General features: G+C 56.1%; 25 protein-coding genes. 21 read left to right on the top strand and 4 right to left on the bottom strand.

The window, feature by feature from the left end; translation table 11 throughout:
* The first annotated feature begins 460 nt into the window (after positions 1-460).
* The 14 genes from ctaC to U1140_RS06355 all read left to right on the top strand — a co-directional run bounded on the left by ctaC (position 461) and on the right by U1140_RS06355 (position 14,759).
* Positions 461-1,552, top strand: coding sequence for an aa3-type cytochrome oxidase subunit II (gene ctaC, locus U1140_RS06420; RefSeq protein ID WP_369846705.1), 1,092 nt, complete (start codon positions 461-463; stop codon positions 1,550-1,552).
* A 20-nt stretch (positions 1,553-1,572) separates the two neighbouring features.
* The gene (ctaF, locus tag U1140_RS06415; protein WP_369846704.1) at positions 1,573-2,004 is read left to right on the top strand and encodes an aa3-type cytochrome oxidase subunit IV; all 432 of its coding nucleotides are present in this window, start codon (positions 1,573-1,575) and stop codon (positions 2,002-2,004) included.
* Positions 2,005-2,647: 643 nt separating this feature from the next.
* Positions 2,648-3,262, top strand: coding sequence for an aa3-type cytochrome oxidase subunit III (gene ctaE / locus U1140_RS06410; protein WP_459076888.1), 615 nt, complete (start codon positions 2,648-2,650; stop codon positions 3,260-3,262).
* A 64-nt stretch (positions 3,263-3,326) separates the two neighbouring features.
* Positions 3,327-4,220 carry a cytochrome bc1 complex diheme cytochrome c subunit gene (qcrC, locus tag U1140_RS06405; RefSeq protein WP_369846702.1) on the top strand — a complete coding sequence of 298 codons (894 nt, stop codon included), beginning with the start codon at positions 3,327-3,329 and terminating at the stop codon, positions 4,218-4,220.
* On the top strand, positions 4,220-5,440 hold the full coding sequence (qcrA, locus tag U1140_RS06400; protein ID WP_369846701.1) for a cytochrome bc1 complex Rieske iron-sulfur subunit: 1,221 nt from the start codon (positions 4,220-4,222) through the stop codon (positions 5,438-5,440). The genes qcrC and qcrA overlap by 1 nt, the downstream gene beginning before the upstream one ends.
* Positions 5,440-7,065 (top strand): cytochrome bc1 complex cytochrome b subunit, encoded by a 1,626-nt coding sequence (gene qcrB / locus U1140_RS06395; protein ID WP_369846700.1) that lies wholly within the window; start codon positions 5,440-5,442, stop codon positions 7,063-7,065. The genes qcrA and qcrB overlap by 1 nt, the downstream gene beginning before the upstream one ends.
* 687 nt (positions 7,066-7,752) lie before the next feature.
* Entirely contained in the window at positions 7,753-8,358 is a 606-nt protein-coding gene (locus U1140_RS06390; protein ID WP_369846716.1) for a C40 family peptidase, read from the top strand.
* A gap of 86 nt (positions 8,359-8,444) precedes the next feature.
* The gene (locus tag U1140_RS06385) at positions 8,445-9,482 is read left to right on the top strand and encodes an NlpC/P60 family protein (protein ID WP_369846699.1); all 1,038 of its coding nucleotides are present in this window, start codon (positions 8,445-8,447) and stop codon (positions 9,480-9,482) included.
* Between the two features lie 207 nt (positions 9,483-9,689).
* Positions 9,690-10,652, top strand: coding sequence for an ROK family protein (locus U1140_RS06380; protein ID WP_369846698.1), 963 nt, complete (start codon positions 9,690-9,692; stop codon positions 10,650-10,652).
* 42 nt (positions 10,653-10,694) lie between these two features.
* A complete protein-coding gene (locus tag U1140_RS06375) occupies positions 10,695-11,435 on the top strand; it encodes a lysophospholipid acyltransferase family protein (protein WP_369846715.1) in 741 nt (246 codons plus the stop codon).
* 30 nt (positions 11,436-11,465) lie between these two features.
* Positions 11,466-12,563 (top strand): acyltransferase family protein, encoded by a 1,098-nt coding sequence (locus U1140_RS06370; RefSeq protein ID WP_369846697.1) that lies wholly within the window; start codon positions 11,466-11,468, stop codon positions 12,561-12,563.
* Between the two features lie 46 nt (positions 12,564-12,609).
* Positions 12,610-12,768 carry a hypothetical protein gene (locus U1140_RS06365; RefSeq protein ID WP_369846696.1) on the top strand — a complete coding sequence of 53 codons (159 nt, stop codon included), beginning with the start codon at positions 12,610-12,612 and terminating at the stop codon, positions 12,766-12,768.
* A gap of 54 nt (positions 12,769-12,822) precedes the next feature.
* On the top strand, positions 12,823-13,338 hold the full coding sequence (locus U1140_RS06360; RefSeq protein ID WP_369846694.1) for a polyadenylate-specific 3'-exoribonuclease AS: 516 nt from the start codon (positions 12,823-12,825) through the stop codon (positions 13,336-13,338).
* Between the two features lie 32 nt (positions 13,339-13,370).
* Complete coding sequence (locus U1140_RS06355; RefSeq protein WP_369846693.1) at positions 13,371-14,759, top strand: class II 3-deoxy-7-phosphoheptulonate synthase; 1,389 nt, start codon at positions 13,371-13,373, stop codon at positions 14,757-14,759.
* On the opposite strand, the gene U1140_RS06350 is transcribed toward U1140_RS06355, so the two are convergent.
* Positions 14,756-16,063: a protein kinase domain-containing protein gene (locus tag U1140_RS06350; RefSeq protein ID WP_369846692.1), complete on the bottom strand. Its 1,308-nt coding sequence runs from the start codon at positions 16,061-16,063 to the stop codon at positions 14,756-14,758. The genes U1140_RS06355 and U1140_RS06350 overlap by 4 nt on opposite strands.
* Before the next feature lie 83 nt (positions 16,064-16,146).
* Here U1140_RS06350 and U1140_RS06345 point away from each other — a divergent pair, with 83 nt between their 5' ends.
* Positions 16,147-16,530 (top strand): Rv2175c family DNA-binding protein, encoded by a 384-nt coding sequence (locus tag U1140_RS06345; protein ID WP_369846691.1) that lies wholly within the window; start codon positions 16,147-16,149, stop codon positions 16,528-16,530.
* Here the strand turns inward: U1140_RS06345 and U1140_RS06340 are convergent.
* The 3 genes from U1140_RS06340 to U1140_RS06330 all read right to left on the bottom strand — a co-directional run bounded on the left by U1140_RS06340 (position 16,499) and on the right by U1140_RS06330 (position 19,988).
* Positions 16,499-18,151, bottom strand: coding sequence for an alpha-(1->6)-mannopyranosyltransferase A (locus tag U1140_RS06340; protein ID WP_369846690.1), 1,653 nt, complete (start codon positions 18,149-18,151; stop codon positions 16,499-16,501). The two genes, U1140_RS06345 and U1140_RS06340, sit on opposite strands and share 32 nt — an antisense overlap.
* Entirely contained in the window at positions 18,151-19,296 is a 1,146-nt protein-coding gene (locus tag U1140_RS06335; RefSeq protein ID WP_369846689.1) for a polyprenyl synthetase family protein, read from the bottom strand. The genes U1140_RS06340 and U1140_RS06335 overlap by 1 nt, the downstream gene beginning before the upstream one ends.
* A gap of 122 nt (positions 19,297-19,418) precedes the next feature.
* On the bottom strand, positions 19,419-19,988 hold the full coding sequence (locus U1140_RS06330) for a GNAT family N-acetyltransferase (RefSeq protein WP_369846688.1): 570 nt from the start codon (positions 19,986-19,988) through the stop codon (positions 19,419-19,421).
* Positions 19,989-20,116: 128 nt separating this feature from the next.
* Between U1140_RS06330 and U1140_RS06325 the strand changes: the two genes are divergently transcribed.
* The 6 genes from U1140_RS06325 (at position 20,117) to U1140_RS06300 (ending at position 26,471) form a co-directional block, all read left to right on the top strand.
* Entirely contained in the window at positions 20,117-20,626 is a 510-nt protein-coding gene (locus tag U1140_RS06325; protein ID WP_369846687.1) for an SAV_6107 family HEPN domain-containing protein, read from the top strand.
* A gap of 260 nt (positions 20,627-20,886) precedes the next feature.
* The gene (locus U1140_RS06320) at positions 20,887-21,342 is read left to right on the top strand and encodes a DUF3040 domain-containing protein (RefSeq protein WP_369846686.1); all 456 of its coding nucleotides are present in this window, start codon (positions 20,887-20,889) and stop codon (positions 21,340-21,342) included.
* A 434-nt stretch (positions 21,343-21,776) separates the two neighbouring features.
* Positions 21,777-22,211 (top strand): division/cell wall cluster transcriptional repressor MraZ, encoded by a 435-nt coding sequence (mraZ, locus tag U1140_RS06315; RefSeq protein WP_018120494.1) that lies wholly within the window; start codon positions 21,777-21,779, stop codon positions 22,209-22,211.
* A 231-nt stretch (positions 22,212-22,442) separates the two neighbouring features.
* Positions 22,443-23,480: a 16S rRNA (cytosine(1402)-N(4))-methyltransferase RsmH gene (rsmH, locus tag U1140_RS06310; RefSeq protein WP_369846714.1), complete on the top strand. Its 1,038-nt coding sequence runs from the start codon at positions 22,443-22,445 to the stop codon at positions 23,478-23,480.
* A 2-nt stretch (positions 23,481-23,482) separates the two neighbouring features.
* The gene (gene ftsL, locus U1140_RS06305; protein ID WP_369846685.1) at positions 23,483-24,421 is read left to right on the top strand and encodes a cell division protein FtsL; all 939 of its coding nucleotides are present in this window, start codon (positions 23,483-23,485) and stop codon (positions 24,419-24,421) included.
* Between the two features lie 106 nt (positions 24,422-24,527).
* Positions 24,528-26,471, top strand: a complete 1,944-nt coding sequence (locus U1140_RS06300; protein ID WP_369846713.1) for a peptidoglycan D,D-transpeptidase FtsI family protein — start codon at positions 24,528-24,530, stop codon at positions 26,469-26,471.
* Positions 26,472-26,485: the final 14 nt, after the last annotated feature.

Genomic DNA, 26,485 nt, shown 5'->3' with positions numbered 1-26,485 from the left:
ATTGATTAATTCTCCTCCGGATGATTATTTTGCCAGCACTACTTTACGGCCAGTTGTGTAAAGGCGGCTAATCACTTCCGGCCTGTCACTCGGAGATTTGTGTACTCGCTCGAGTAGACCGAAGCGAATCTGCTACTAGGCTAATCCGTTTACCTCAAAGGGAGTGAAACTTTGGGATGATATCGCGAAAGTTGTTTGTGAGCTGGCTAACATAATAGGTGCGATTTGGATATATCATTAAGAAAGAAAAACTCGCGTAAACCCAACGTCGAACCCTGTGTGCTGCGTATAGGGCAAAAATTTGTCGCGGATAGAGTCTGTAAGCGTGCTGACAAGGGGCGAGCTGGAAAGATGATTACGCAAAGCTGATAAGAACATGACGCATTTGAGTTATGCTGCTTAAGTAGGAATGCTTATAAAAGTAGGCAGTCAATTGTGTGCAAAGAAAGGCAGAACACACGTGGGACAGCGTAATGAACGCAGCTTGAGCCGGAAATTGGGCCTTGGTGGCGTCTTGGGTCTCGCAACGGTCGGATTGGCCGCTTGTGATGTCGAACCGCCAGCTGCGGCTTCTAATTTCCTACACATGGGCTGGCCAGAGGGTGTTACGCCCGAGGCGAACGCCATGTTTAACTTCTGGATCTGGATCTGGATCTTGGCCTGGTTTATCGGCATCATCATGTGGGCGCTGTTCTTGGTCGCCATCTTCCGTTGGAGTGCCAAGCGTGCAAAGAAGACGGGGCGCGGGGAATTCCCACGTCAGTTGCAGTACAACGTTCCAGTTGAACTGGTGCTGACTATTATCCCGGTCATCATCGTTATGGCACTGTTCTTCTTTACTGTCCAGGTGCAGCAGAAGGTCGTCGCGAACGATAAAGACCCTGAGGTTGCCGTGGATGTCACCGCTTTCCAGTGGAACTGGAAGTTCGGCTACGCCGAGGTGGGCGGAAACTTCACCCCGGATGGACAAGACTACGACGGCGAAGACGAAGAGCGCACCGCGATTGCCGAGCGTTCGCAGCATGATCCAGAAGAACTGGACAACGCCAACCCGATCCACGGAAAGTCCGCTGGCGACAACACGTACCTGAACTACAACGAGATTGAGACGTTGGGTACTACGGATGAAATTCCGGTACTGGTTCTGCCTACCAACACCGCAATCGAATTCCGTCTTGCTTCGGGCGACGTGTCCCACGGCTTCTGGGTTCCAGAGTTTTTGTTCAAGCGTGACGTTTACTCCAACCCTGAGGCCAACCAGCAAGAACGTGCATTCCAAATTGAAGAAATTCAAGAAGAAGGTGCATTCGTCGGACGCTGTGCTGAAATGTGCGGTACGTACCACGCGATGATGAACTTCGAGATCCGCGCAGTTTCGCCAGAGGCTTTCGCTGACTACATGGAATTCCGCATGGCAAACCCTGATGCTCCGAACTCGGAAGCATTGGCTGCTATCGGCGAGGCTCCATACGCTACTTCGACCAAGCCATTTAACTCCGCTCGTGAAACCGCCGATGGCGACAACGCAGCGGACCCTAACACCGCTCTGTAAAGCCAAAGGAGAACACAGACATGCGCGCTAGTGCGAAACTGTTTTACGCAATCGCCATCTTTCTCGGCATCTCGGGAGTGGTTTATGTCTTCGGTACCGTCTGGATTGCAGACGACGCCTGGCAGCACCGGTATGACTGGGCTGGCGGCCTCCCGCTATTGCTTTCTTCTTTGATGGCGATCATGCTCGGCGTTTACCTCCACCTGACTGAATCACGAGCCGACGTGCTTCCGGAGGATTGGGAAGAGGCTGAAATTTCCGACTCGGCCGGAGTTCTCGGTTTCTTCTCGCCGGGCTCGATGTGGCCGTTCTGGATGTCAATTTCGATCTTTGTTTTTGGTCTCGGTGTCATTTTCTTGTACTACTGGCTGATTCTTGTCGGTGGAATCATGCTCATCTGGGCATGCACGATGCTGAGCCTGCAGTACGGGCTTCCGAAGGAAAAGCACTAAACAAACGCCTGTACGATTTTCTTGGTGCCACCCCCATCTCTCCAACCGCAGGAGGTGGGGGTTTTGTGCATCCCTGCGCTGTGAATCGCTCGGTGGGGAGTCTATGTCTTGTGTCGTGACCGCTGCGCTGCCAGGCCAGCAGTGGAAAAGCCAAACTGTGTTAAAGGATTGCGAAAAGCTTGAATTGAACTGCGGCGTCCAGTCAAAAGACAAGTGGCCCATGATAACTAATGCGTCTATCTTAACGTCGAGTGACGAAAAGATGGCGACAGTTCCGTGTCGTTTTAATCGTGCATTCGATGACGCAAATATAGGGGCAAACTAAAGTTGGATCAAAGGTAAATTCGAAAAAATCTAGATGTGAGTTGCCCCACATTCTGTTGATGAAACGGGCGGTGCTTACCCCCGATTTGAGTAATTTCGCTGCATGTTGACGTAGTTGCGGCAACACGGAAAGGGGGATTTACCGTCGTTGACCTGCTGCTTAAGTTAGTCGTATTTCAAGCTGAAAAGTTCCCGAATTTGTTTCGATATTTTAGCTACCCCCGTTTGGTGTTTTGCCAAAAACTGGCCTTAATGTGACCTGGGAAAACAGCCAAGAAACGAGATGAAATTAGCGAAACTACGGTGCATACTAATGAACGTGACGAGCGCAGTAACTAACCCAGGAATGACAGCACCACAGCGTGTCGTGTCGCTGAACCGCCCTAATATGGTCAGCGTCGGCACGATTGTGTTCCTGTCGCAGGAATTGATGTTCTTCGCCGGACTGTTCGCGATGTGGTTTACATCGCGTGCTAACGGGCAAGCAGGGGACTGGAGTGAACAGACGGACCACCTTAACGTGGTTTACGGTCTGATCATTACGGCCATCCTGATTACTTCGTCGGTTACTTCTCAGTTCGGTGTATTTGCGGCCGAAAAAGGTGATGTATACAAGCTCCGGCTTTGGTATACGATCACCATTGCCTTGGGAGTTGTTTTCCTGGGCATGGTCGCATTCGAGTACTACGAAATGATTCACCATGGCGTGACAATTCAAGCTAGTGTATTTGGCTCGGTGTTTTACATCATTACCGGGTTCCACATGCTTCACGTGACTGCAGGCTTGATTGCCTTTTGCGTCATCTTGGCCAGAGTCTGGAAGTCGAAATTTACACCGGCTCAGGCAACTGCAGCGATGGCAGTGTCGTACTACTGGCACTTCGTTGACGTCATCTGGATTGGCGTTTTCATCGTTATCTACCTCGTTCAGTAGGCCGTAGCTCGCCGTACCACGGCCTACAGCCCTTCACTTTCCGTTCTCGACAAACTTAAGGGAAATGATGGATTCCAACCCGAACACAGCGCCACAGCAGGAGACCTCTGCTGCTGGCAAAGCGAGCGCACTGCGCCGCAAACGTAAGCTGCGCCGGACGCTCGCCGGTGCCGCTGCATTGTCCGTGGGTCTCACTGGCGCTGGCATTTTGGCAAGTGCTCTGACCCCGGACGCTCAGGTCGCTACGGCACAGCGCGACGACCAGGCACTGATTCAAGAAGGCAAAGACATCTATGAAGTAGCCTGCATCACGTGCCACGGCGCCAACCTGCAAGGCGTTCCAGATCGAGGACCGTCGCTGATTGGTGTCGGCCAGGGCTCGGTTTACTTTCAGGTTCACTCAGGTCGTATGCCGATGATGTCCAACGATGCTCAGGCTGAGCGTAAGACTCCTCGTTATACAGAACAGCAAACATTGGCGTTGGCCGCATATGTCGCCGCGAATGGTGGCGGGCCTGACTTGGTTTATAACGAGGACGGCACCATTGCCATGGAGGAGCTTCGCGGTTCTTCTTACGATGGCCAGATTCACTCAGAAGACGTAGCCCGTGGTTCGGAATTGTTCCGTATGAACTGTGCCTCCTGCCACAACTTCACCGGTCGTGGTGGCGCGCTGTCTTCGGGTAAATATGCACCGCCATTGGATCCTGCCAATGAGCAGGAAATTTACCAAGCGATGCTTACCGGGCCGCAGAACATGCCGAAGTTCTCCGAGCGTCAACTTACCCACGACGAAAAGGCAGACATCATCGCGTTCATTAAGGATTCGAAGGAGTCGCCGTCGTCTGGTGGTTGGTCCGTCGGTGGCCTTGGCCCAGTTGCTGAAGGCCTTGCCATGTGGATCATCGGTATCACCGCACTGGTTGGTGCAGCTATGTGGATTGGATCGCGAACCTAATGTCGAACGAGAAAAAGAAATACACGGAACAAGAACTCCGGGGAATGAGCCAAGATGAGCTTGCTCAACTTGGTACCGAGCTTGACGAGGTCACCGTTGCGTACCGCAAAGAGCGTTTCCCCGTCGAAAACGATCCTGCAGAAAAACGGGCCTCAATCTCGGTAGGAATCTTCTTTGGCGTAGCAATTGTTGCAGCCCTCGCGTTCCTAGGCGTCTACCTTTTCTGGCCTTGGGAATATCGGGGTCATGGTGACGCAGGGCAATACCTGCACGCTGCATACACCCCATTGCTTGGTCTTACCTCCGGTATCGCCATTCTGGCACTCGGGATCGGCGTCGTCATGATCGTGAAAAAGATGGTGCCGGAAGAAATTGCGGTACAAAATCGTCACGATGGCCGGTCGGACGAAGTTGATCGCCAAACCGTCACCGCACTGCTTAACGACGCATGGCAGACTTCGACCCTGGGTCGGCGTAAAGCATTGCAGGGTCTGCTTGGCGGTGCCGGTATTCTCGCCGGCTTGGTCGTGATCGCGCCGTTGGGCGGAGCTATCCGTAACCCATGGACGGTTCGCCACGAAGTGAACTATAACGGCGACGGAACTCTGTGGACTTCAGGCTGGACGCTTCACGATAAAGGCGTCAAGCTTTACCTTGCCCGTGATACCGGGGCCATCGCCGAACACCACGAAGGACAGTCCGGCAACCACTGGGAGACCCAAGGTGTTTCTCGCTTGGTTCGCGTGCGTCCGGAAGATCTTTCGGCAGCGGCAATGGAGACCGTTTTCCCGTTGGCCGAAGATGACGTCAACGATGGCGATCGTTACGATCCACAACGTGATGTCTACGAGAACCACATGCACTCGATTCACGGCCCACGTAACGCCGTGATGCTGATCCGCCTTCGCCATGACGACGCGCAAGCAGTCGTCGAGCGGGAGAACCAAGAAGACTTCCACTATGGCGACTACTACGCGTACTCCAAGATTTGTACGCACGTCGGTTGCCCGACCTCGCTTTTCGAAGCACAGACCAACCGTATCCTGTGCCCGTGCCACCAGTCGCAGTTCGACGCTATGCAATATGCAAAGCCAGTCTTCGGACCTGCGGCCCGTGCCTTGCCACAGTTGCCCATCACCGTTGACGAAGAGGGCTACCTCATCGCTCGCGGTAACTTCATCGAGCCAGTTGGCCCGGCTTTCTGGGAGCGTGAATCCTAATGAGCAATAAACTCGGACAAATAGCTGACAACGTTGATTCGCGCTATACCATCTCCGGGATGGTGCGCACCCAGATCAACAAAGTCTTTCCAACGCACTGGTCATTCATGCTGGGTGAGATCGCTCTCTACAGCTTCATCATTTTGCTGTTGACCGGCGTTTACCTCACCCTCTTCTTCGACCCATCGATTACTAAAGTGATTTATGACGGCGGTTACTTACCGCTGAACGGTGTCGAAATGTCGCGCGCGTATGCAACGGCACTCGATATCTCCTTTGAAGTACGCGGTGGACTTTTCGTTCGTCAGATGCACCACTGGGCTGCACTGATGTTCATGATGGCCATGGTCGCGCACATGCTGCGTGTTTTCTTCACCGGTGCATTCCGTCGCCCACGTGAGGCCAACTGGATCATTGGTTGTGCGTTGATCATGCTCGGCATGGTTGAGGGATTCATGGGCTACTCCCTGCCAGATGACCTTCTGTCTGGTGTCGGTCTGCGAATCATGTCGGCAATTATTCTGGGTGTTCCAATCCTGGGTACCTGGATCCACTGGGCGATCTTCGACGGTGACTTCCCATCTGAGTTGATGCTGGACCGTTTCTACATTCTGCACGTCCTGATCATTCCGGGAATTATCCTCGCATTGATCGCTGCCCACCTGATGCTCGTCTGGTACCAGAAGCACACCCAATTGCCTGGTCCGGGACGCACGGAGAACAACGTTGTCGGTGTGCGCATTATGCCGGTCTTTGCGACCAAGGCAATTGGTATGGGCTTGATCGTTGCCGGTGTGTTGGCCCTGATGGCTGGACTGCTGACCATTAACGGCTTCTGGACCATCGGCCCATACAACCCTTCACAGGTTTCTGCAGGTTCTCAGCCTGACGTATACATGCTGTGGACTGACGGCGTAGCACGTGTTATGCCTGCATGGGAGCTATACATTGGCGGAAAGACCATTCCATCGGCTTTCTGGGTTGCCCTAATGTGTGGTGTGATGGTTGTCCTGCTGTTCGCTTACCCATTCTTGGAAAAGAAGGCCACTGGCGACGATGCTCATCACAACTTGCTGCAGCGCCCACGTGACGTTCCTGCCCGTACTGCTATCGGCGCAATGGCCATTACATTCTTCCTGCTGGTCACCATCTCTGGCGGTAACGACCACGTTGCACACTTCTTCAACATTTCGTTGAACGCGATGACCTGGTTCGGACGCATTGGCTTGGTCATTCTGCCCGCACTGGTGTACTTCCTGACCTACCGCATCTGTGTATCGCTGCAGCGATCCGACCGCGAAGTCCTGGAACACGGCATTGAAACCGGTACGATCAAGCAGTTGCCAAATGGTGCTTTCATCGAGGTCCACCAGCCACTCGGTCCTGTCGACGAGCATGGCCACCCGATTCCGTTGGAATACGCTGGTGCAGCCGTACCTAAGCGCCTTAACCAGCTCGGTTATGCCGATCCGAATGCCTCCGGCGTCTTCAGCCCGGATCCAGAGGACGTCCAAGCGCGTAAGCGGAAGATTGAACATGACAATCACGACGAAGAAGCCGAAATGCTACGTCGTCTGAATGAAGCCAATCGTGAAGCCGATCGCCGTAGGGGGTACCTTGACTAAGGCCAATATGAGGCCACTATGAAATAGTGTGCGGGGTTTCCTGCCACTTTTTCTCAAGCCCGGTTCTAGATTATCTAGACCGGGCTTTTGTGTGTCTGTACAGTAATCCTCCTTAGCCACAATGCTCGGCTTATAGTTCATGGTTTCGTCGTCACGTTGGGCTAATACGTACACCGCTCGCCGCATTTCGCATGCTGTTGGTGTTGACGCCATTTGAAGTTTTATCTTCGAGAATGTAGCCAGGTGGTTTTTCTAGTTGGCCGCCTTTCAGTGTTCCGTGTGTGAATATTGAGGCAATTTCGCGGCGCCAAAACTGAGATGTGCTATATCTCACATCAGTGTATTTTTCGTCTTTTCACCTGGCTCTCGAAGGATTAGAAGTGAAGTGTTGGTGCTATGTTATGCCGTTCTTTTCTAGTTGTGACCTGCAGTTATAGTCTTTTAATTATGGTTGCTGTAGTTGCTGGCTGCAGGTGGGTTCAGTTCATGACTTTCTTGCAACGGCTAGATAACAAGACGGTAACGGCGTTTATTTTGCGAACTGATTCGACAACGTTTGTTGCCATTTCGTAACCTAGTCGAGACATTCAGTTGCGGCCGAGATATCGACCTGTCCCGGGCCGCCGTCCTGCAAGACAAACTACGAAAACTGTAGTGCATACCTCAACCGGATTCGGAGAAGATTTCGTGGCTAAACACCGTAAGCAGAACACGTCCACCAAGCGTCGCGTAGTTGCAGCATCTGCCGCTGTCATTGGATCGACAGCAATGGCGCCAGGCATGGCCTCTGCTGCTGAGTTCACCATCCCGAACACCAACTACACGGTTGACGTACCAGGTGTCGAAAACATTCCAGGTGCAGAGCAATTCATCAACGACCTGCAGGGCCACGCTCCGGCCCCAGCTCCACAGGCTAACCCGGTACAGGCAGCCCACAACGCCGTTGCGTCGAAGGGGCAGCAAATCGTCGACGCAGCGCGCTCTGCAGTGGGTAGCCCATACGCCTGGGGTGCTGCCGGCCCGAACTCCTTCGACTGCTCGGGTCTGACTAGCTGGGCCTACCAGCAGGCTGGCATCAACATTCCGCGCACTTCGCAAGCCCAGGCAGCCGGTGGCACTCGTGTTTCCCTCGATGCCCTGCAGCCAGGCGACATCATTGCCTACTACGGTGGCGCTTCTCACGTAGGTATCTACACGGGCCACGGCACCATTATCGATGCTTTGAACGCCGGCAGCCCGGTGGGCGAGCGCCCGCTGCACTTCCAGCCAATTCACTCGGCTGTTCGTTTCTAATTCTTAGGCAGGACTAGCCAAATGCCAGGGCGCAGCGCTAGTATTGCCGATGGTCTCATTGCTTTACCCAGAAAGTTTCACCACGCATGACTTCCAATGCTTTTCGGTCGCGCCAGCGCTTTCTTGCCATCGCTACCGCTAGCACCGTTCTTTTCGGCGGCGCTGTCTTCGCACCCTCTTTTGCTTCTGCTGACGACGTAGAAGTTGTCAAAGAACAAGTTGAGCAAACCGGTTTTGAGCTATCTCGTAAGCACGAGGAGCTCAAGAACCTGGAAGCTGATTTGGAAAAGCGTGAGGCGCAAGTCTCGAACCTCGATGAACTCTCTGCTTCTGCTAGCGATAAAGCAGTGCAGGCTGCTGGTGCCCGTGAGAAGTTGCAGGCTACCGTAGACCAGATTGCACAAGCGCAATACAACGGTACTGCCCTCGACAAGACGACCTCCGTCATCGCCTCGGGCAGCCCACAGGAAATGATCGATCGCCAGTCGTTCATGGGTGTGCTATCTCGTGATGCAGAACAGGAAATCGACCGTTTGCAGAGTGAGCTCAAGGACGCCGCGCGTGGAGCCAACAAGGCAAACGCTGCGTTGCAGGAAGCAATCTTTTATAAAAATCAACTCGAAAAGCAGCGTGGCAAACTTCGTCAAGAACGTGACGAGCTAGAAACGAAGATTGCTGAACTCGAAGCTCGTGTCGATGCACTCACTGATGAGGAACGTGATGCATTGGCGGGCGGCAACCCAGTTGATCTCGCCGCCGCGGGTGAGGCCTTGGCAAGCGTGGCTGGTTCTGGAGCTTCCGGGGCAGCGCTTACCCGCTTGGGTATGCCTTACAGCTGGGGTGCAGCTGGTCCAAGCTCCTTTGACTGCTCTGGCCTCATGCACTGGGCCTTCCAGCAGCAAGGTAAGAACATTCCTCGTACGTCTCAGGCGCAGCTTGCAGGCGGCACCCGTGTGTCGCTGAATGCGTTGGAACCAGGTGACATCATTGGTTACTACCCAGGCACCACTCACGTTGGCATGTACATCGGTGACGGCAAGGTAGTTCATGCCTCGACGTATGGCGTTCCCGTTCAGGTCGTGCCGTATGATTCTATGCCAATTACGGGAGCCGCTCGCTACTAATATTTGCGGACGCCTTCTGTAGCAATCTTCGCTACCTAACCCGCGACTGTTCCAGTCGCGGGTTTTGTCATTCCCAGATGGCCTAGGTTCGTAAGCCTTGAGGTCTCGCCTCGTCAAAGTTTGGTGAATCGTCGGTGCCACGGTTGACGCCGTCGCGCCGTCGGGTGAACGAGGACGAATTCCCGTATGGAGTATAGTTACACCGTTATGTCTATTGCCCTAAACGCCTTAACCATCGGTGTTGATATCGGTGGTACCAATATGCGTGCCGCAGTCGTCGATTCGAACGGTCAGATTCTTGATCGCGCGGCCACGCTAACTCCGAATACCGAGGACGTTCTCGTCGACAAGCTGGTAGCGCTCGTTGATACCCTGCGTGACCGTCATGAAATTCAAGCCGTGGGGCTCGCGGTTGCCGGTTTTCTTGATCCAGATTGCACCACGGTGCGTTTTGCCCCGCATTTGCCGTGGCGCAACGCGCCGGTGCGGGACATCATGACTGAGCGCCTTGGCATCCCAGTTAAATTGGAGCACGACGCGAACTCAGCTGCCTGGGGAGAATACATGTTTGGACAAGCCCGCGAAGCAGATACCTGGGTCTATTTTTCCGTGGGCACGGGTATCGGCGCGACTATTATGCACCACGGCGAAATTTTTCGTGGCTCTTTTGGGATCGCGCCGGAATTCGGGCACGTGACAGTGGTTCCGCAAGGTCGGCAGTGTTCCTGTGGCAAACGTGGCTGCCTGGAGCGTTACGCTTCAGGGACTGCACTTGCTGATACCGTGCTGGAGCTTGCCGACGCGCGCCCAGAGTATCGTCGTAGTCCTTTGCTGCATAATGCCTGCACCGGTGAACAGATCATGGCAGCAGCGCGGGAAGGAGATCCATTAGGGCAGGCGGTCGTCGCCGATTTTGCACAGTGGCTTGGCATCGGGCTGTCGTTCGTGGCCGATGTCATCGATCCGGAGCTCATCGTGGTTGGCGGTGGGGTAGTCGGCAACCACGACTTGTTTTTGCCGACGGCACAGAGAGTACTCGGAGAATCCATGGTCGCTGCCACTCACAGACCGCATCCGCAGGTTTCGATTGCGAAACTAGGTTCTGCAGCGGGTATGGTTGGTGTGGCGCATTTATCACGATACGCTGAAGATTCGGCAGAAATTAGCTAGGAAGGCTGGATACGAGCTGTGTCGAAGTCGAACGCTCAAGGGATGAATAACGGCTGGTACCATTTTTTCAAATATATTTTGATCGGTCCGTGGTTGCGGCTGTGGAACCGCCCAGTTACTGAGGGCATGCAGTACGTACCTAAGCAAGGTCCGGCGTTGTTCGTCTCGAACCATCAGGCGGTCATGGATTCGTTTTATCTCCCGCTTGTATGTCCGCGGCAGCTGACGTTTCCGGCCAAGAAAGAATACTTCACCGCTCCCGGCGTGGTAGGGGCAATCCAACGATTCTTTTTCACTTCGGTTGGGCAGGTTCCGATTGATCGGAAGTCTAAAGATGCAGGTGATGCCTTGATCAATACTGCAGAAGAAGTCTTCGCCCGCGAAGACATCATGGGCATTTATCCGGAGGGCACTCGCAGCCCGGATGGACGCGTCTATCGTGGGCGCACCGGCATGGCCCGCATTGCGATGTCTACGGATATCGCCGTGATTCCCGTGGCGATGATCGATACCGCGAAAGCGAACCCTATTGGCTCGTGGATTCCGCGGCCGGCAAAAGTTGGGGTTCGTTTCGGTGCACCGATTTCTCCACATCAGTGGGCGCAGGAGCGAGGCCTCGACCCAGAAGATCACGAGACCATGCGCGCGTTTACGGATTTCGTCATGAAGAATCTGGCAGAGCTTACGGGCACGGAATACGTCGATCGTTACGCTTCGGAGGTCAAGGAATCACTGGAGGCAGGCATGGGGTACCCGGAAGGCACCGAACCACAGCACGGATAAGCGGGCTCACGCAGAGATAGCAGGAAAATCGTGGCAAAACAGCGATTGAAATGGCCCGATATAGCCCGCGGGATATCTATTCTGGGCGTGATAATCCTGCATACATCGCTTGCAATTCCTGAGGCACGCGATACCTGGCTTTCACAAACAAATGATTTCTTAGACCCGCTGCGCATGCCGCTATTCTTTCTGGTCAGTGGGCTGTTTTCCGCGAAAATTTTCCGCTACAGCTTTGCGCAATTATTCACGAACCGCCTGTGGTTTTTGCTGGTCCCTTATGTTATCTGGGTTCCACTGGAACTAGCCGCGTATCAGGTCATCATAGTGAATGACTTCGATTCCCCGTGGCCACCGGCAAGCTATTATCTCCAGCAATTAGTCTTGGGCTCGACGATGATCTGGTTCTTATATGCGCTGGCGCTTTTTAATATCGTGTTGTGGCTGCTGCGTTCATTGCCGGGCTGGGCTGCTGTGCTTGCCGCATTTGCCTTACCTGCATTGGCGCTGCCTTTTCATGAACACTGGCACATGATCGCGAAGTCAGTGATTTATCTTCCGGTATTTGTTTTTGCCGCATTTTTTGCCGCGTACATTCACCGCTTTACAGCATATGCGAAGCGACTGCCCGTCGTGGTGGGGGCGTTTGCTGCATATCTCATTGGTTATGCCGGGGCACAATGGTGGGATGTCATTCGCGTTGCGGAGGTCTACTGGGATGGGCCGGGCGTGCTGGCGTTCGGTGACTTCGAATTAGATCTCGTGCTGCGCCTGCTGCAACACGCGTTCTCCCTGCCGGCGGCTATCGTATTCTCAATTCTGTTGACGACGTTGCCGAGAGTCAGCTCGGTATTGCTCAAACTGGGGCGTAACACACTGCCGCTTTACGTGGGGCACCACTTCGGCATTATGGCGATGTTCCATTATCAGCGCATCTGGTTTGTCGACGTCGAACTTGACGACATTAGCCGTTTCGGCAGATTCCCCTTCGAAAACACGCTTTTCTGGGGTTTCTGCGCGATTCTTGGAGCCCTGGCGGCAGGAGCTATTCTCAAGCACCTCACGCGTAACCCGAAAATGCGGTGGTTGCTGTATCCGCCCCCATTGTCGGCACTGCGTCGCCGCGAGTAATATCGGTGCGGAATGCGCAGCACGCTAACCAAGAAAGAAGTCTTTCGTGGATAAACTCACCATTTTCCGGCTGGTCGCGGTCACACTCACCATCATCGCTTACGTGGTCTTGGCATCGATCGGCGTAGATGCAACCGTCGTGGGCCCGGTTTCTGTGGTGCTAATTCTGCTGTTGCTGTTCGTGCCGCTCCGTCGCCGTCGTTAAGCAGGCCGTCGAACCGAAACGTCGAACCGGACTGAACAAGAAAGCAAACCATTCGTGCGCTATTTTTATGACACTGAATTTATCGAAGACGGCAATACTATCCAGCTAGTCTCCATCGGTATCGTCTCCGAACGGGGCGAGGAATATTACGCCGTGTCCACGGACTTTGATCCGCACCGGGCCAATTCCTGGGTGCGCAAAAACGTATTGCAGAAGCTTCCCCCGCGCAGCTCGCACCTGTGGAAGTCGAACGCACAGATCCGGCGAGAAGTACTGCGTTTTATCACTGCCGAAGGGCGCCCAGACCTGTGGGCATGGGTAGGCGCGTATGACCACGTGGTGCTGGTACAGCTGTGGGGCGATATGAGCGGGCTGCCACACAACATTCCGCGTTTTACCCATGAGCTGAAGCAACTCTGGGAAATGGCAGGAAGGCCGAAGTTGCCGGATGTGCCGAAGGGCAATCACGATGCGCTTGTCGACGCGCGGCATAATCTGGAAAAGTTTAAGGTCTGTCAGAGCCTCGTGCAGTTGGATCGCGAGAATCGCGCGCCAAGAATGTTATCTTAGCCGTTTTCAACTGAGTCTGCTTTAATGGAATTGTGAGTTGGACAGTAGATATTCCCAAAGACGTGCTCCCTGATCTTCCACCCCTGCCGGAGGGAATTCGTCAGCGATTTGAAGACGTAATCGCTCGTCCAGCCGATCAACAACCGACGTGGGATCGTGCGCAAGCCGATAACGTCCGCAAGATTCTCGAGTCAGTCCCGCCAATCGTTTTGCCGCCGGAGATTTATAGCTTGAAATCGCAGTTGGCACAGGTTGCCAATGGCGGTGCCTTTTTGCTGCAAGGTGGTGACTGTGCGGAATCATTTGAAACCAACACTGAGCCGCATATCCGCGGCAATATCAAAACCCTGTTGCAAATGGCGGTGGTGCTGACCTACGGCGCATCCACACCAGTGGTTAAGCTCGCGCGTATCGCCGGACAGTACGCGAAACCTCGGTCGGCAGACCGTGACGCGAATGGCCTGCTTAACTATCGTGGTGACATCGTGAATGGCGTCGAGCCGACAGAAGAGGCACGCCGCCACGACCCAGCCCGCATGATTCGCGCCTACGCTAACTCGTCTGCAGCGATGAACTTGGTGCGTTCGTTAACCTCGTCGGGTACAGCTGACCTGCACCGTTTGAACGAGTGGAACCGTGAATTCGTGGCAACCTCGTCTGCTGGTGCGCGTTACCAGGCGCTTGCGAATGAGATCTCCCGTGGTCTGCGCTTCATGGATGCCTGCGGCGTCAACGACGATGTGCTGAAAACAGCAGATATTTACTGCTCGCATGAGGCACTGCTCGTTGATTATGAGCGCGGCATGCTGCGTCTGGGCAAAGACGAAAATGACGAGACCAAGTTGTACGACTTGTCGGCACATCAAGTGTGGATTGGCGAGCGTACACGCGGTTTGGATGATTTCCACGTTAACTTCTGTGCCTTGATCGCCAACCCCATTGGGTTGAAGATTGGGCCGTCGATTACCCCGGAAGAAGCCGTGGCCTATGCCGAAAAACTGGATCCGAATAAGGAACCTGGTCGGCTGACTTTCGTCGCACGCATGGGATACGACAAGGTGCGCAGCGTGCTGCCTGGCGTCATCAAAGCCGTGGAAGAAGCTGGACACAAAGTCGTATGGCAGTCCGACCCGATGCACGGCAACACGTTTACCTCATCGAACGGCTACAAGACGCGTCACTTCGACAAAATCATTGATGAAGTCCAAGGCTTCTTCGAGGTTCACCGTGCCTTGGGCACGCACCCCGGCGGAATTCATATTGAGTTGACCGGTGAGGATGTCACTGAATGCTTGGGTGGTGCCGAGGACATCACGGATGTCGACCTGCCTGGTCGCTATGAATCCAAGGTAGATCCGCGTTTGAACACCCGGCAATCGCTTGAGCTGGCGTTCTTGGTCGCAGAGATGTTGCGTAACTAGCGCCATAGCTCCGGCATATAGCCGTAGCCTCCGGAGCCGAACCACCAGCTAGCCACGGCCACCGCTCCGGTGGTCACAGCCATCGTTATAACCACCAGCAACAGCTTCACGATGGAGCGGTTGCTGAGTGGTTTTTCTTTTGGCGCATGGCTTGCCGCAGCCGGTGGTTGTGGCGGATTTGGTTGCATTTCACCCGCAGCTGACTGCGGGTGATACGGGCCTTCTAAGCGGGTTTCGTTCGGTCCCGGGGCAGGTACGGGAGAGGAGATATCTTCGCCAGCGTATTCGCCGTCACCTGTGTCGGTGTGCGTTGCCTCTGCGTCTGGGCTGGAGCCCTCACGTGGACTCGGTTCAGCATCATCCAGCGGCAATTGGGCGGTCGCTTCGGGCAGCGGAGAATCCGCGAATGGAGTATCCACCGCCGCGCGGTGAGCAGCCGCATTTTCCGGGACGGGCACTGCGACATGCGGCAGGTGCAGCTCGTTGGCGACGTCGTCAAGCGCATCTAAAAACTCGCGGGCATCGCGGAAACGCTCGTCCGGGTTGCGGGTCGTGGCGGAAGCGACCAACGCATCAAACAGTGGGGGAATGCCGTCAATCAGGTCGGAGGGCGCAGGCACGTCGTTATGCAAGCGGGCCAGAGCACGACCCAGCGAAGTCTCGCCGACGAAGGGAACCTTGCCGGTGAGCAACTCGAAGAGCACGATGCCGGCGGAATACACGTCGGTGGCTGGGGTGATGCGGGTGCCGTCGACTTGCTCCGGGGAAATATAGGACACAGTGCCGACGATTTGGTTCGAGGTTTTCTGCGGATTATTCATTGCACGCACCAGACCGAAATCGGCGAGCTTGATGCTGCCGTCGGCGTCGATAAGCACATTGTGCGGCTTAATATCGCGGTGCACCAGGCCCTTGTCGTGGGCAACCGCCAATCCCTGCAGCACGGATCGCAGCATGACCGACGCTGTTGCTGCATCGAGGGGGCCGGTTTCGGCCAGCAGTTCGCCCAGCGTTCCTCCTGTGATCAGTTCGGTGATCAAAAAGATGTGTTCACCAGCGGAGGAAAAATCATAGACGCTGAGCACATTCGGGTGCCGCAACTGTGCCATGGCGCGGGCTTCGCGGGTGAAGCGGTCGCGCGAGATTGGATCGTCGAGATAATCGCCGTCCATGACTTTCGCTGCGACTGCCCGTCCCAACCGCAGATCAAGGCAACGATAGACCGTGGACATCCCACCGCGTGCGATTGCGCGGTCGATGCGGTAACGGGATTCGAGTATCTCGCCGTGAGCCAGCCTAGTCATGGTCTCCAGTATGACTGATAAGCCGCAGCAAGTGTGTATAGCGTGCAGGCTGCCGTGATGGCGTGGGTAGTAGAGTAGTGGTCGTGAAAGATAACGAGAACCAGTCGCGTGAACAATCGCTTGCCCACTTGCTTGCCGACGAAAAACTGCTGAGTTTGCCAGAAGTTGCTGACAAGCTCGGTCTGCGGATTACCCGCGTGCACGATCTGCTGTCGGCCAAGCGCGTGATTGCTGTGGAGCTCGGCGGTAAACGGTACGTGCCCGCGGCCTTTTTCAACGATAAAGACGCGATTAACAAGCACGTCGCTGGCGTGATCACGGTGCTTTCCGACGGCGGCTTCAGCAACGACGAGATTTTCCACCACCTGTTTACCGTTGATGAGACGCTGCCGGGGCGCCCGATTGACGGGCTGCACGGTCACCTCGCGCGGGAGGTTATTCGTCGCGCCCAGGCGCTGGCTTTGTAGAGTCGGCCTCCGCCGCGGCAACAGCGCTGTTAGCGGCGGCTACGTGCTCGCTGGTATTTTCTGCCGGATACGGCACGCGCGCACTCAGCGGAAACACCAGCACGGTCAGAGCCCAGGCCACGGCTGCCGTCGCGAGTACCCACACCAGGTTGTAGAACTGGTGGTTACCGCCCGCGGCAAAGCCCACTGCGATAAAAACCGAGGCGCCGGTGGCGAATTTCCACACCCACATCGGCGGCCGCGCCACACCGACTAACGAAACTAGCGATGCGTAGTACCATGGCAAGGTCACGGAATTCGCGACGAAAGCGACCGAATAGGCGGCAACAATCCCGTGGACAGCTGCGCGCTGGTGTTTCCGGAACACCAACCAGGCGATAACCAACCCGGCGAGCATGAGCAGTGAGCCTGCGCTTCGCGTGAGGGTCAGCACCTGGTTGTAGGTCAAAGAAATATCCGCCAGCCCCAGTACACCACCGACTAGGAAGTCGGTGACCAGCGTTGGCAGTGCTAAAGGGTTGACGACCTTTGAGTTACCAGTTATCTCAGTCAGCCAACCCCACGATGAACCTGAAGCCAGCGTGACCGCTGCGATAACGGCGATGGTTTCTGCTACTGCCACGGCACCGGTAACACCCAGTCCAAGGATGCGTTTGGCTAGCGGATCATGCCGTGCGGTGTAGTGCCGCAGCATCATCCATACGACGAACGGCAGGGCAATACCTGCGGTTGCTTTCAGCGATACCGCGACGGCGATCAAGGCGATGCCGAGCAGAAAACGTTTCCGCAACGCCAGCAAAAGGCCCAACGAGACTAACCCGACCATGACAGACTCGTTATGCATGCCGCCGATCAAATGCAGAATCATCACCGGGTTGGCCGCACCCATCCACAACGCTAGCGCGGGGTTGCCACCCAAAATCTGCGCGATGCGTGGGATGGCATAGACGATGCCAGCGAAGCCGAGCACCGACAACAACTTATAGGCGATGATGCCTGCGGTGACGTTGTCGCCAACAATGCTGGTGATGATCTCGCCTGTCCACAAATGCAGCGGGCCATACGGCGTGGTGGTGTTGCGCCAATCGTGCGAGACCTCCAATAGGTACGGCCCGGGGTTGACAGCGGCGCCATCGTTATACGGGTCGAAACCGTCGCGCAGCATCGCACCCTGCATCAGGTACGAATACACATCGCGCGACGCGAGCGGACCCGCTAATAAGAGCGGAGCCACCCACGCCAGAATGTGAGTGCGCACGCGTCGAGTCTCTGCGCGGGTGTCAACGGACGCTTGTTTGTCAGCGCGGGTGCGCTTGACGACGAGTTGCCGGCCCAACAGTGCCCACGCAAACACCAAAAGGAACAGCGCCACCCAATACACCACGCTGGCGATACCGCGCGCGTGCCCGAAGCTGAGAAAACTCCACCCGAGTGCCTCCAGAATGCCTCCGCGGTTGCGCGCGGCACCTGCACCGAATGACGACAACGTCAGCAGCACAGTCGCGGCTAGTCCAAGCCACAATGGGTGTGGGATGCGAATGCGCGTGGTGGGGTGCTCGTCGTCTGGTTTTGCCGATGGTTTCTGGCGGGGCCGCGTTGCGTCATCGTCGACTATCGTCATTAGCTTTTACGCCTCGTCGCCTTGATTGCTAGCGCTTCCAAATTGTTGCGGACGTCGTCGGCAAGCTCCACCTGGCGCAGATACGCCAAACCAGAATCACGTAGCCGACTGATATGAGATTCAATCTCGTCCACTGCACCGGAGTTGGTGATGATCTCGCGCATGCGGTTAATATCTGCGGTATCTGCGGTGTTACCCAGCATGCGGCGTAGCTCATTGGCGGCGGCGGGATCAGTAGCATCAGCCCTGGTCAGGGTAAGTGCTACGAGCTCGGTGCGTTTGCCTTCACGCAAATCGTCTCCGGCCGGCTTACCAGTGACATCTGGGTCGCCGAAGACGCCAAGCAAGTCATCGCGCAGCTGGAAAGCGATCCCGATATCGCGGCCATACCCACGGAAGGCGGCAATGAGCTCGTCAGATCCGCCTCCGATCGCGGCACCCAAATGCAATGGGCGCTCGATGGTGTAGGCGGCCGTTTTAAAGCGATTCACATTCGCCGCCAGACTGCGGGATTCGTCGGCGCGCGCCTCTAAAGAAATATCGAGCATCTGTCCGCCGATGACTTCTTGCCGCATCCCGTGCCAGGGCTGTTGCGCGCGCAGCAACGCTTGCGGGCTAATCCCGGCCCCGTGGAAGAGGTCGTCTGCCCACGCCAGAGCCATATCTCCCAGCAAAATGGCGATAGAGACCCCAAAATGACTGGAATCGCCTTCCAAATCGAGATCCCCGTGGGTATGAGCGATTTGGCGGTGTACCGCTGGTTTACCCCGCCGGGTTTCGGAGGCATCCAGGATATCGTCGTGGATGAGCGCGCACGCCTGGATGAGTTCGAGCGCAGCGGCAGCCCGGATCACGGCAGCGTGGTCTTCGGTGCCGTCATTTTGGGTGCTCTCGCGTGCGGCTGTGGCGTCGTTTTGTGCGGCTGCAGCCCAAAAACCGGCCCAAAGATAAAGCGGACGGATGCGCTTGCCGCCATCGAGCACGAAACGTTCTAAGTACTCGATCGCTTGGACAACTGGCTCGCCGATACTGTCGAGTTCCCGGCGGCGTTGTGCAAAAAAGCTTTCTAGCGCTCGTTGTACAGCGGCGGGAAGCTCGTCGAGAGCGAGAAACGGCTCACTATGGGCGCGCGATTCGAATACCACGGATTGTCCTTGCGGGGATGGTTGGGGCACACGGCAACAGGCAGCAGGCAACACGTGTGGCGCGTTGCTCAACGTAGTTCGTGCCTGGTTACCGCAATTCTAGTTAACTACTACCAGTGAGCCTACTGGCTGGCAGACGCCGCAAGCGGCAGCGGGGCAGCCAAAATCGCGTATGGCCGCCGGTCACCTGGATAGTGCACGTGCCTGGCGACGTCGCCAAAGCCCAACGAACGGTACAAGCCAAATGCCCGATTGGCTTCGTTGGCGACCTCTGGGGTGGACAGCAAGAGGTACTGTGCCGGAAGATTCCACGCCAGTTGTAAAAGCAGCTGCTTGCCGACGCCATGGCCCTGCATTTGTGGCAAGACATGTAGTTCTGCCAATTCGACGTAACTGGCGAGTTTCTCGCGGTGTTTTTCGGTGCTGCCTGCCCTGGCTAAAAACGCACGAAGGTGGTTATCCCACCAATAACCGCGGTAGCCGAGGAATCCATAGGCCACTCCGATGATGGTGTCGCCGACGGTTGCGATGATTGCGGTGAACCCGGGGTGGAAGATATCACGGCGCCAGGCGTTCACGCGGCTGCTGGCAATGGTTCGTGGATAGTCCATTGCGTCGAGGTAGATGCTCACCAAATCCGGCGCCAGCAGGGAAAATTCCTGGGGGCTTAAACGGCGGTATTCAATCTTCATGCGAGAAATGAGCAATCTTTCGAACAAATATTTGGATCGGCGTGGGTGAGTGTGAGTATCGGTTCATAGTCTTATGTGCAACAGATTGACAGCACCGAAAACTATGAGCTTGAGCGAGGTTGGTGACCATGGCACACGTAATTTCTGCGACGACTAAATTTAACCATACTGGCGGTGTGGCGCGGGCGAAATCGCGTGCAGCAAAAAAGCCTGTAGGTCGGGTTGCTGCTGCCTTGCGCGTAGACGGTGCTGCGATTGGGCGTTACTACAAACTCCTGGAGGCTGCAGCGTCGTTGGTTGTCGAAGCGCGCAACAAACTACGCAGTGGCGATGCACAGCAGGCGCTCGAGTTTGCCTATTGGGCCGGGCTTCGGTTGGCAGGAGCGCGGGTGGCGGTTTCTCCGGTGGATAAACGTCGACGCAAACCCGCCAGCGCTTGGGAGCAGCTAGCTTTGGTGAACAAATCCGGCGAGCAGTGGGCGCAACTTTTTCAGCCATATTCACGTTTAAGTCGGGAAATCGGTTTGGGATTCAACCCCGAGGTTTCGCAGTTGCAAGTCCATGCCCTGCTGAAATTAGTAGAAGAATTACGCGCGGAAGTCTCCGTTGCGGTGCCAGAGCAGTACGATGCGGCTTAGTCTGCTGGCAGCACCTAGAGCTCGAGCGTAGGAAATAGGGCCGAGTGCAAGAAAAGTAGCAATTGCGGGAACTTTAGCGATAGTCTGGGCGTTAACTAGTTAGAAAGCCGAAAAGGAAAGTCAAGATATTGCAGACGGCCGGGGCCAGTAAGGTCTGGCTGTTCGGTGATGGACAGACCGATTCGTGCTGGAACTAAACGTCCCTGTGTCTTGCCGCTAAGCCGCAGGGAATGTCAACCGCCCAACCAGGAGGGACCACCGTGGCGCTGTCAGAACAAGAACAGCAAGCACTCCGTGAAATTGAGGAGTCATTGCTCGCTGAGGATCCAAAATTTGGTTCCTCTGTGTCTGAAGAGGACTCATCCTTTACTGGTTTTGGTGAGGGCGGGGGAATAACACTCCGCGGTGTAGCGCTAGCAGTTGTTGGCTTGGTTGCCGTCATCGGCGGCGCGGCGGCAGCACAATTCAGCCTGTGGTACATAGCCATCAGCATCGTTGGTTTCTTGATCATGTTTGGCGCCGGAGTGTGGATGCTGCGCGGTGGGAACAAAACCGGCAGCCAACTTTCTGCCGCTTCGCTGTCTAATGCTGCTTCCTCATCGTCCGCATCAAAATCCGCAACATCGAAGAATTCGACGGCCTCGCGCAACAATGGAAAGCGGACGTTGGGCGATAAGATGGAAGAACGCTTCCGTTCCCGCTTCGACGAGAAATAGAGCTATCTGCGCTTAGCTTCGCCCCATGGTGATCAAGAAGATCGCCATGGGGCTTTCTGTTGCCCGCACTCGGTCTCCACGCCTCTACGCGGTCTCCACGCCTCTACGTGGCCTGTTGTCCCCACTTTGCCCCACGCTGCTGCATAATGCTGGTGTTCTGCATGCGGTGCGCTCTTGTGGGCGTGCAGTTTCCGGTGGTGACCAGCAATGACGGGATGTGCAAGAGCTTGCTGTATGAAGAATTTAGGGAATTTTCCCCACCGATTTTCTGGCCATCTACCTGCGTAAATGGTTTTTATGTCTAATCGATATGGAAAATGGTGCGATGTTTAAGGTTGATTGTGGGGGAAAGTGGGGTAGAGTGGGTCTAGCCGAACCAACGGCATGAGAAAAACCGTGTACCGGAGGCGTTGAGCGACAGGAGGTCACCGAGAATGTTTCTCGGCACGTACACTCCCAAGCTCGATGACAAAGGGCGTCTGACGCTACCGGCGAAATTCCGCGACGAATTAGCTGGTGGGCTGATGGTGACGAAGGGGCAAGACCACTCTTTGGCGGTTTATCCCCGGGAAGAGTTCGCTGCTCGCGCACGTAAAGCGGCAACGGTCTCACGCACCAACCCGGAGGCTCGCGCGTTTATTCGTAACTTGGCAGCAAGTGCGGATGAGCAGCGTCCCGACGGAAATGGTCGTATCACGCTGTCAGCAGCGCACCGCGAGTACGCAAACCTGTCGAAGGAATGCGTGGTTGTCGGTTCCGTGGATTTTCTCGAAATCTGGGACAAAGAGTCCTGGGCCGCATACCAAGAACAGACCGAGGCTGCCTACTCTGCAGCCGACGCTGACGAAGTGCTGGCTGGCCTTCTCTAAGGCGGCGCACGGAGTGCGTATAAGGACTCTGTTTGAGGCGGATGCCTCTGGTGTACTTCCCCGACATCAGAAACCTGCCTCAAACAGAGCCCTATATGCACCCCACCATCACGAAACTTTTCGCGCGAGGGGAGGATACTAGCCATGGCGAACCCAACCGGACCTGCAGAAACAGATACCACTGCAGATGAATCAACTCCAGAGGCAGTTCGCCACGGACACGTCCCCGTGATGCGCGAGCGGATGGCAGAACTTCTCGCCCCAGCTGTTGCAGCTTCGGGCGGGACCGGAATCTTGGTCGACGGCACCCTCGGGGCGGGCGGACACACCGAGTATTTTTTGCAGCAGTTCCCACAAGTACGGGTGATTGGGGTAGATCGAGATCCCGCTGCACTGCAATCCGCAACTCAGCGCCTTGCGCCATACGCAGACCGCTTTTGCGCGGTGCAATGCCGCTTCGATGAATTAGCAAACATACTCTCGGCAGATACTGCAGATACCGTGGACGTGCCTGCATCTGCTGCCGCATACGCAGGCAACGCAGAAATCCTTGACGACGCATCTGCTCACGGCGTTTCCGGCGCCTTGTTTGATCTTGGTGTGTCATCGATGCAGCTTGATCAGTTGGACCGCGGCTTCGCCTACCGGGCTGACGCGCCACTGGATATGCGCATGGACACCACAGGGCCAATCACGGCGGCAGATATTCTCAACACCTATTCGCATGGCGATCTCGCACGTGTGCTGAAAATGTATGGAGATGAGAAATTTGCCGGCAAAATCGCTTCTGCCGTCCTGCGCGAGCGCGATAAACAACCATTCAGTACGTCGCAGCGTCTCGTCGACTTGCTCTATAACACGATCCCAGCGCCAGCTCGGCGCAGCGGGGGACACCCAGCAAAGCGCACTTTTCAGGCGCTGCGCATTGAGGTGAACCAGGAGCTAGCAGCGATAGACAGCGCGCTGCCCATGATCACCGGCATGCTGCGTGATGGCGGGCGAGCGGTATTCATGAGTTATCAGTCCTTGGAAGATCGCCTGGTGAAAAAACACTTCCGCGATATTTCGCAGTCCACAACGCCGGCGGGCCTGCCGATGGATCTACCCGGCACCGCCGCGGAGTTTCGGGTGATAACTCGCGGGGCTGAACAAGCCAGTGAAGAAGAAATCGCGGAGAATCCGCGAGCCGCGTCGGTGCGGGTGCGTGCCGTGGAAAAGCTGCAAGATCAACAGACCGCCGGTGCGGTCGACCGGGAAGGTCGTGACTAGAGATGTACACCAGCACTGAAGAACGTCAGCGCGGTGCAAGCCGGACTGCTACAGCGAATGCCACTGCCACGATGCCGCGACGCGCGGAATACACCAGGGCTACTCGCGGGGCTGCCAGCCGCAGCCGAGTTGGTGCTGCGGGCAGCTCTGCAGCACAGAATTATCGCGGCGCTAATTATGCCCAGCCGGCAGATCCAGCAACCCGGCAAAAATCCACCCAGGCAGGACGCGGCCCGCGTCGTCTCGGCTCGCAACAAGTTGTGAGCGTGCGTGGCCGTCGGGTCAACCCAGTCAAGCGCGTCACCACGCGCGCACGCTTGTCGATCGTGGCAATAGTCATGATGATCGGCGGTATTGTGTTTGCGATCTGGCTTTCTGGTGTCGCCACGCAACAAACGTTCCGTGTGCAAGCGCTCACCGCAGAAGAAAGTCAGCTCAACAACGAGTTGGAAACGTTGCACCGGGACCTGGAAAACGTGCGCTCTGCAGCAGAGATTGCAGGCCATGCGGTGGAAGAAGGTCTAGAAATTCCGGCGAACCCGGGAATTTTGCGTCGGGAAGAAAATGGCGACATTGTCGAAGATCGCCCGGCTTCGGCAGAAACTCGTCCTATTATTGATGTCAACGGTGAACCTGTTCGTCCGGGGCAAGCTTCTAGTGACCCTGATGGCATCGGTGAGCTGCGTGAGCGGCTGGAATCGATTCCGGAAGGTCGTCGCGGCATCCCATATCCGCAAGCCGGAGCTCCGCAATCGCCAGAGAGCGCTGCCGCAGAAGTCGGTGAAGGCGCACAACCTGGTGCCGGAGCCGCTGCTGGCGCCGACGCTGGTGCCGGTGAGCACGACGCGAACCCGGAGCGCAACACTGAGCCCGAACAGCCGGGCGCGCCAAATAACGACGAGGCTTCACTACAGGCGCCGTACCAGCCCAATTTACGCTAGCTAGGAAGGTGACATCTCCACCGTGACATCTTCTGCACCGCGCGATCCCCATGGTTCGGCGCGCCCGAAGTCTCCACGCACCCCGCATCAGGCCCAACGCTTTCTTATGCACAAGCGTTTGCGCTTGATCGCGGCATTACTGCTGGTTTTTTCCCTGGCTTTGGTAGGCCGCCTGGCATGGGTGCAGGTCGTTTGGGGGCCGGATCTTTCTGCGCGCGCCGAAGATCAGCGCGCCCGCATCTATGTTGATCCGGCGCGCCGTGGTGCGGTGTTAGACCGCGAAGGCAAACAGATTGCCTACACCATGCAAGCTCGGTCGTTGACAGTCTCACCGACGACTCTGCGCAAAGAACTTCGGGAACAGGCGCAGTTGGAAGCCGACGAACGCTTGAGCGACGAAGAAAAAGACGAGTACGTGGCCGCGACCTTAAAAGAAATGTCGCGGGAAATCCCGAAGATGATTGAGGATGCCACGGACGACGAGACAGATCTGAAATCGAAGGATCTGCTGGATAAACTGCGCGCCGATACCCAATATGAGGTGCTGGTGCGCAACGTTGACCCGGATGTTGCCGCCGAAATCTCGGAGCGTTTCCATGGGGTTGCAGCAGACCACCAAGACATTCGCCAGTATCCGAACGGGTCGATCGCAGAAAACGTCGTCGGCCGCGTGTCGATGGATGGCAGCGGACAGTTTGGTTTAGAAGCCTCGCGAGATTCTCAACTATCCGGTATTAACGGCCGGTCTACGGAAGATGTCTCCACCAATGGTCAGGTCATCCCCGGTACTTTGCGCGACGAGACTCCCGCTGTCGATGGCAAAAATATTGAGCTGACTCTCGATCTCGACCTGCAGACCTTCGTACAACAGCAACTGGAACAAGCCAAGCGAAATTCGTTGGCGGAATCGGCAGAAGCCGTCGTCCTGGATGCCACCACCGGCGAAGTTTTGGCGATGGCAAATACCGATACCATCGACCCGAATGGCGATATCGCGCAACAGCTCGAAGATGGCAAGCACTTTGACAACCGGTCGATTTCGTTCCCTTATGAGCCAGGTTCCGTCGCCAAGATCATCACCGCTGCTGCAGCGCTGGAAGAGGGCATCACCACCCCGGATGAGGTACACACGGTGCCGGCTTCCATCCAGGTCGCAGATGTCACCGTGAACGATGCGTGGCCACACGGGCCGTTGCCGTATACCACCGCCGGTATCTTCGGTAAGTCATCGAACGTCGGCACGCTGCAGCTCGCAGACAAATTGGGCCAGGATAAATTCGACGAGTACCTCAACAAATTCGGCATCGGCGATACCACTGGCATCGAGCTGCCGAATGAATCCTCCGGTTTGCGCCCGCCGCGTGAGCAATGGTCGGGATCGACCTTCGCCAACCTACCGATCGGGCAGGGCATGTCCTGGACGACGCTGCAGATGGCCTCAGTTTTCCAGACTCTGGCCAACGGCGGCGAGCGGGTGGAACCGCGCATTATCAAGCGTGACGACGACGGACGTGACAGTAGCGCTGGCGATAAGGGCAGCGACACTGCAGATAACGCTGATGCTAATTCTGCGGACTATGCTGATTCCAACGGCGACGGATCCGGTGAGAACGGCACCAGCACCAGCGGCGATGGAACTCCCGAAAAAACTCGGGTGGTCAGCAAAGAAACCGCAGCTCAGGTCGTCGACATGTTCCGGGCAACTGTGCAAGCTGATCCGGCAGGCATCAATAACGGTACGGCACCAGATGCGGATATCGAGGGCTACAACATCAGCGCGAAAACCGGCACGGCACAGAAAGTTGATCCCAACACCGGTGCGTATTCGAACTCTGCGTATTGGATCACGTTCGCCGGAATCGCACCCGTGGACGACCCACGGTTTGTCGTTGCCATCATGTTGGATGAGCCAAATCGCGGAGTCCTCGAAGGCGGCGGGGGTGGCGGTAGCGCCGGGCCGCTGTTCCACCAGATCGCATCGTGGTTGCTGGACCGCGACAACGTTCCGCCGTCTCCGGCGGCCCCTCAGCTGACACTACAAGCGCCGTAGCACGAAGGAGTATT

Origin of the sequence: Corynebacterium drakensteinense, from assembly GCF_041224285.1 — a bacterium.
Lineage (GTDB): Bacteria > Actinomycetota > Actinomycetes > Mycobacteriales > Mycobacteriaceae > Corynebacterium.
This window is presented reverse-complemented; position numbering and strand designations above follow the sequence as displayed.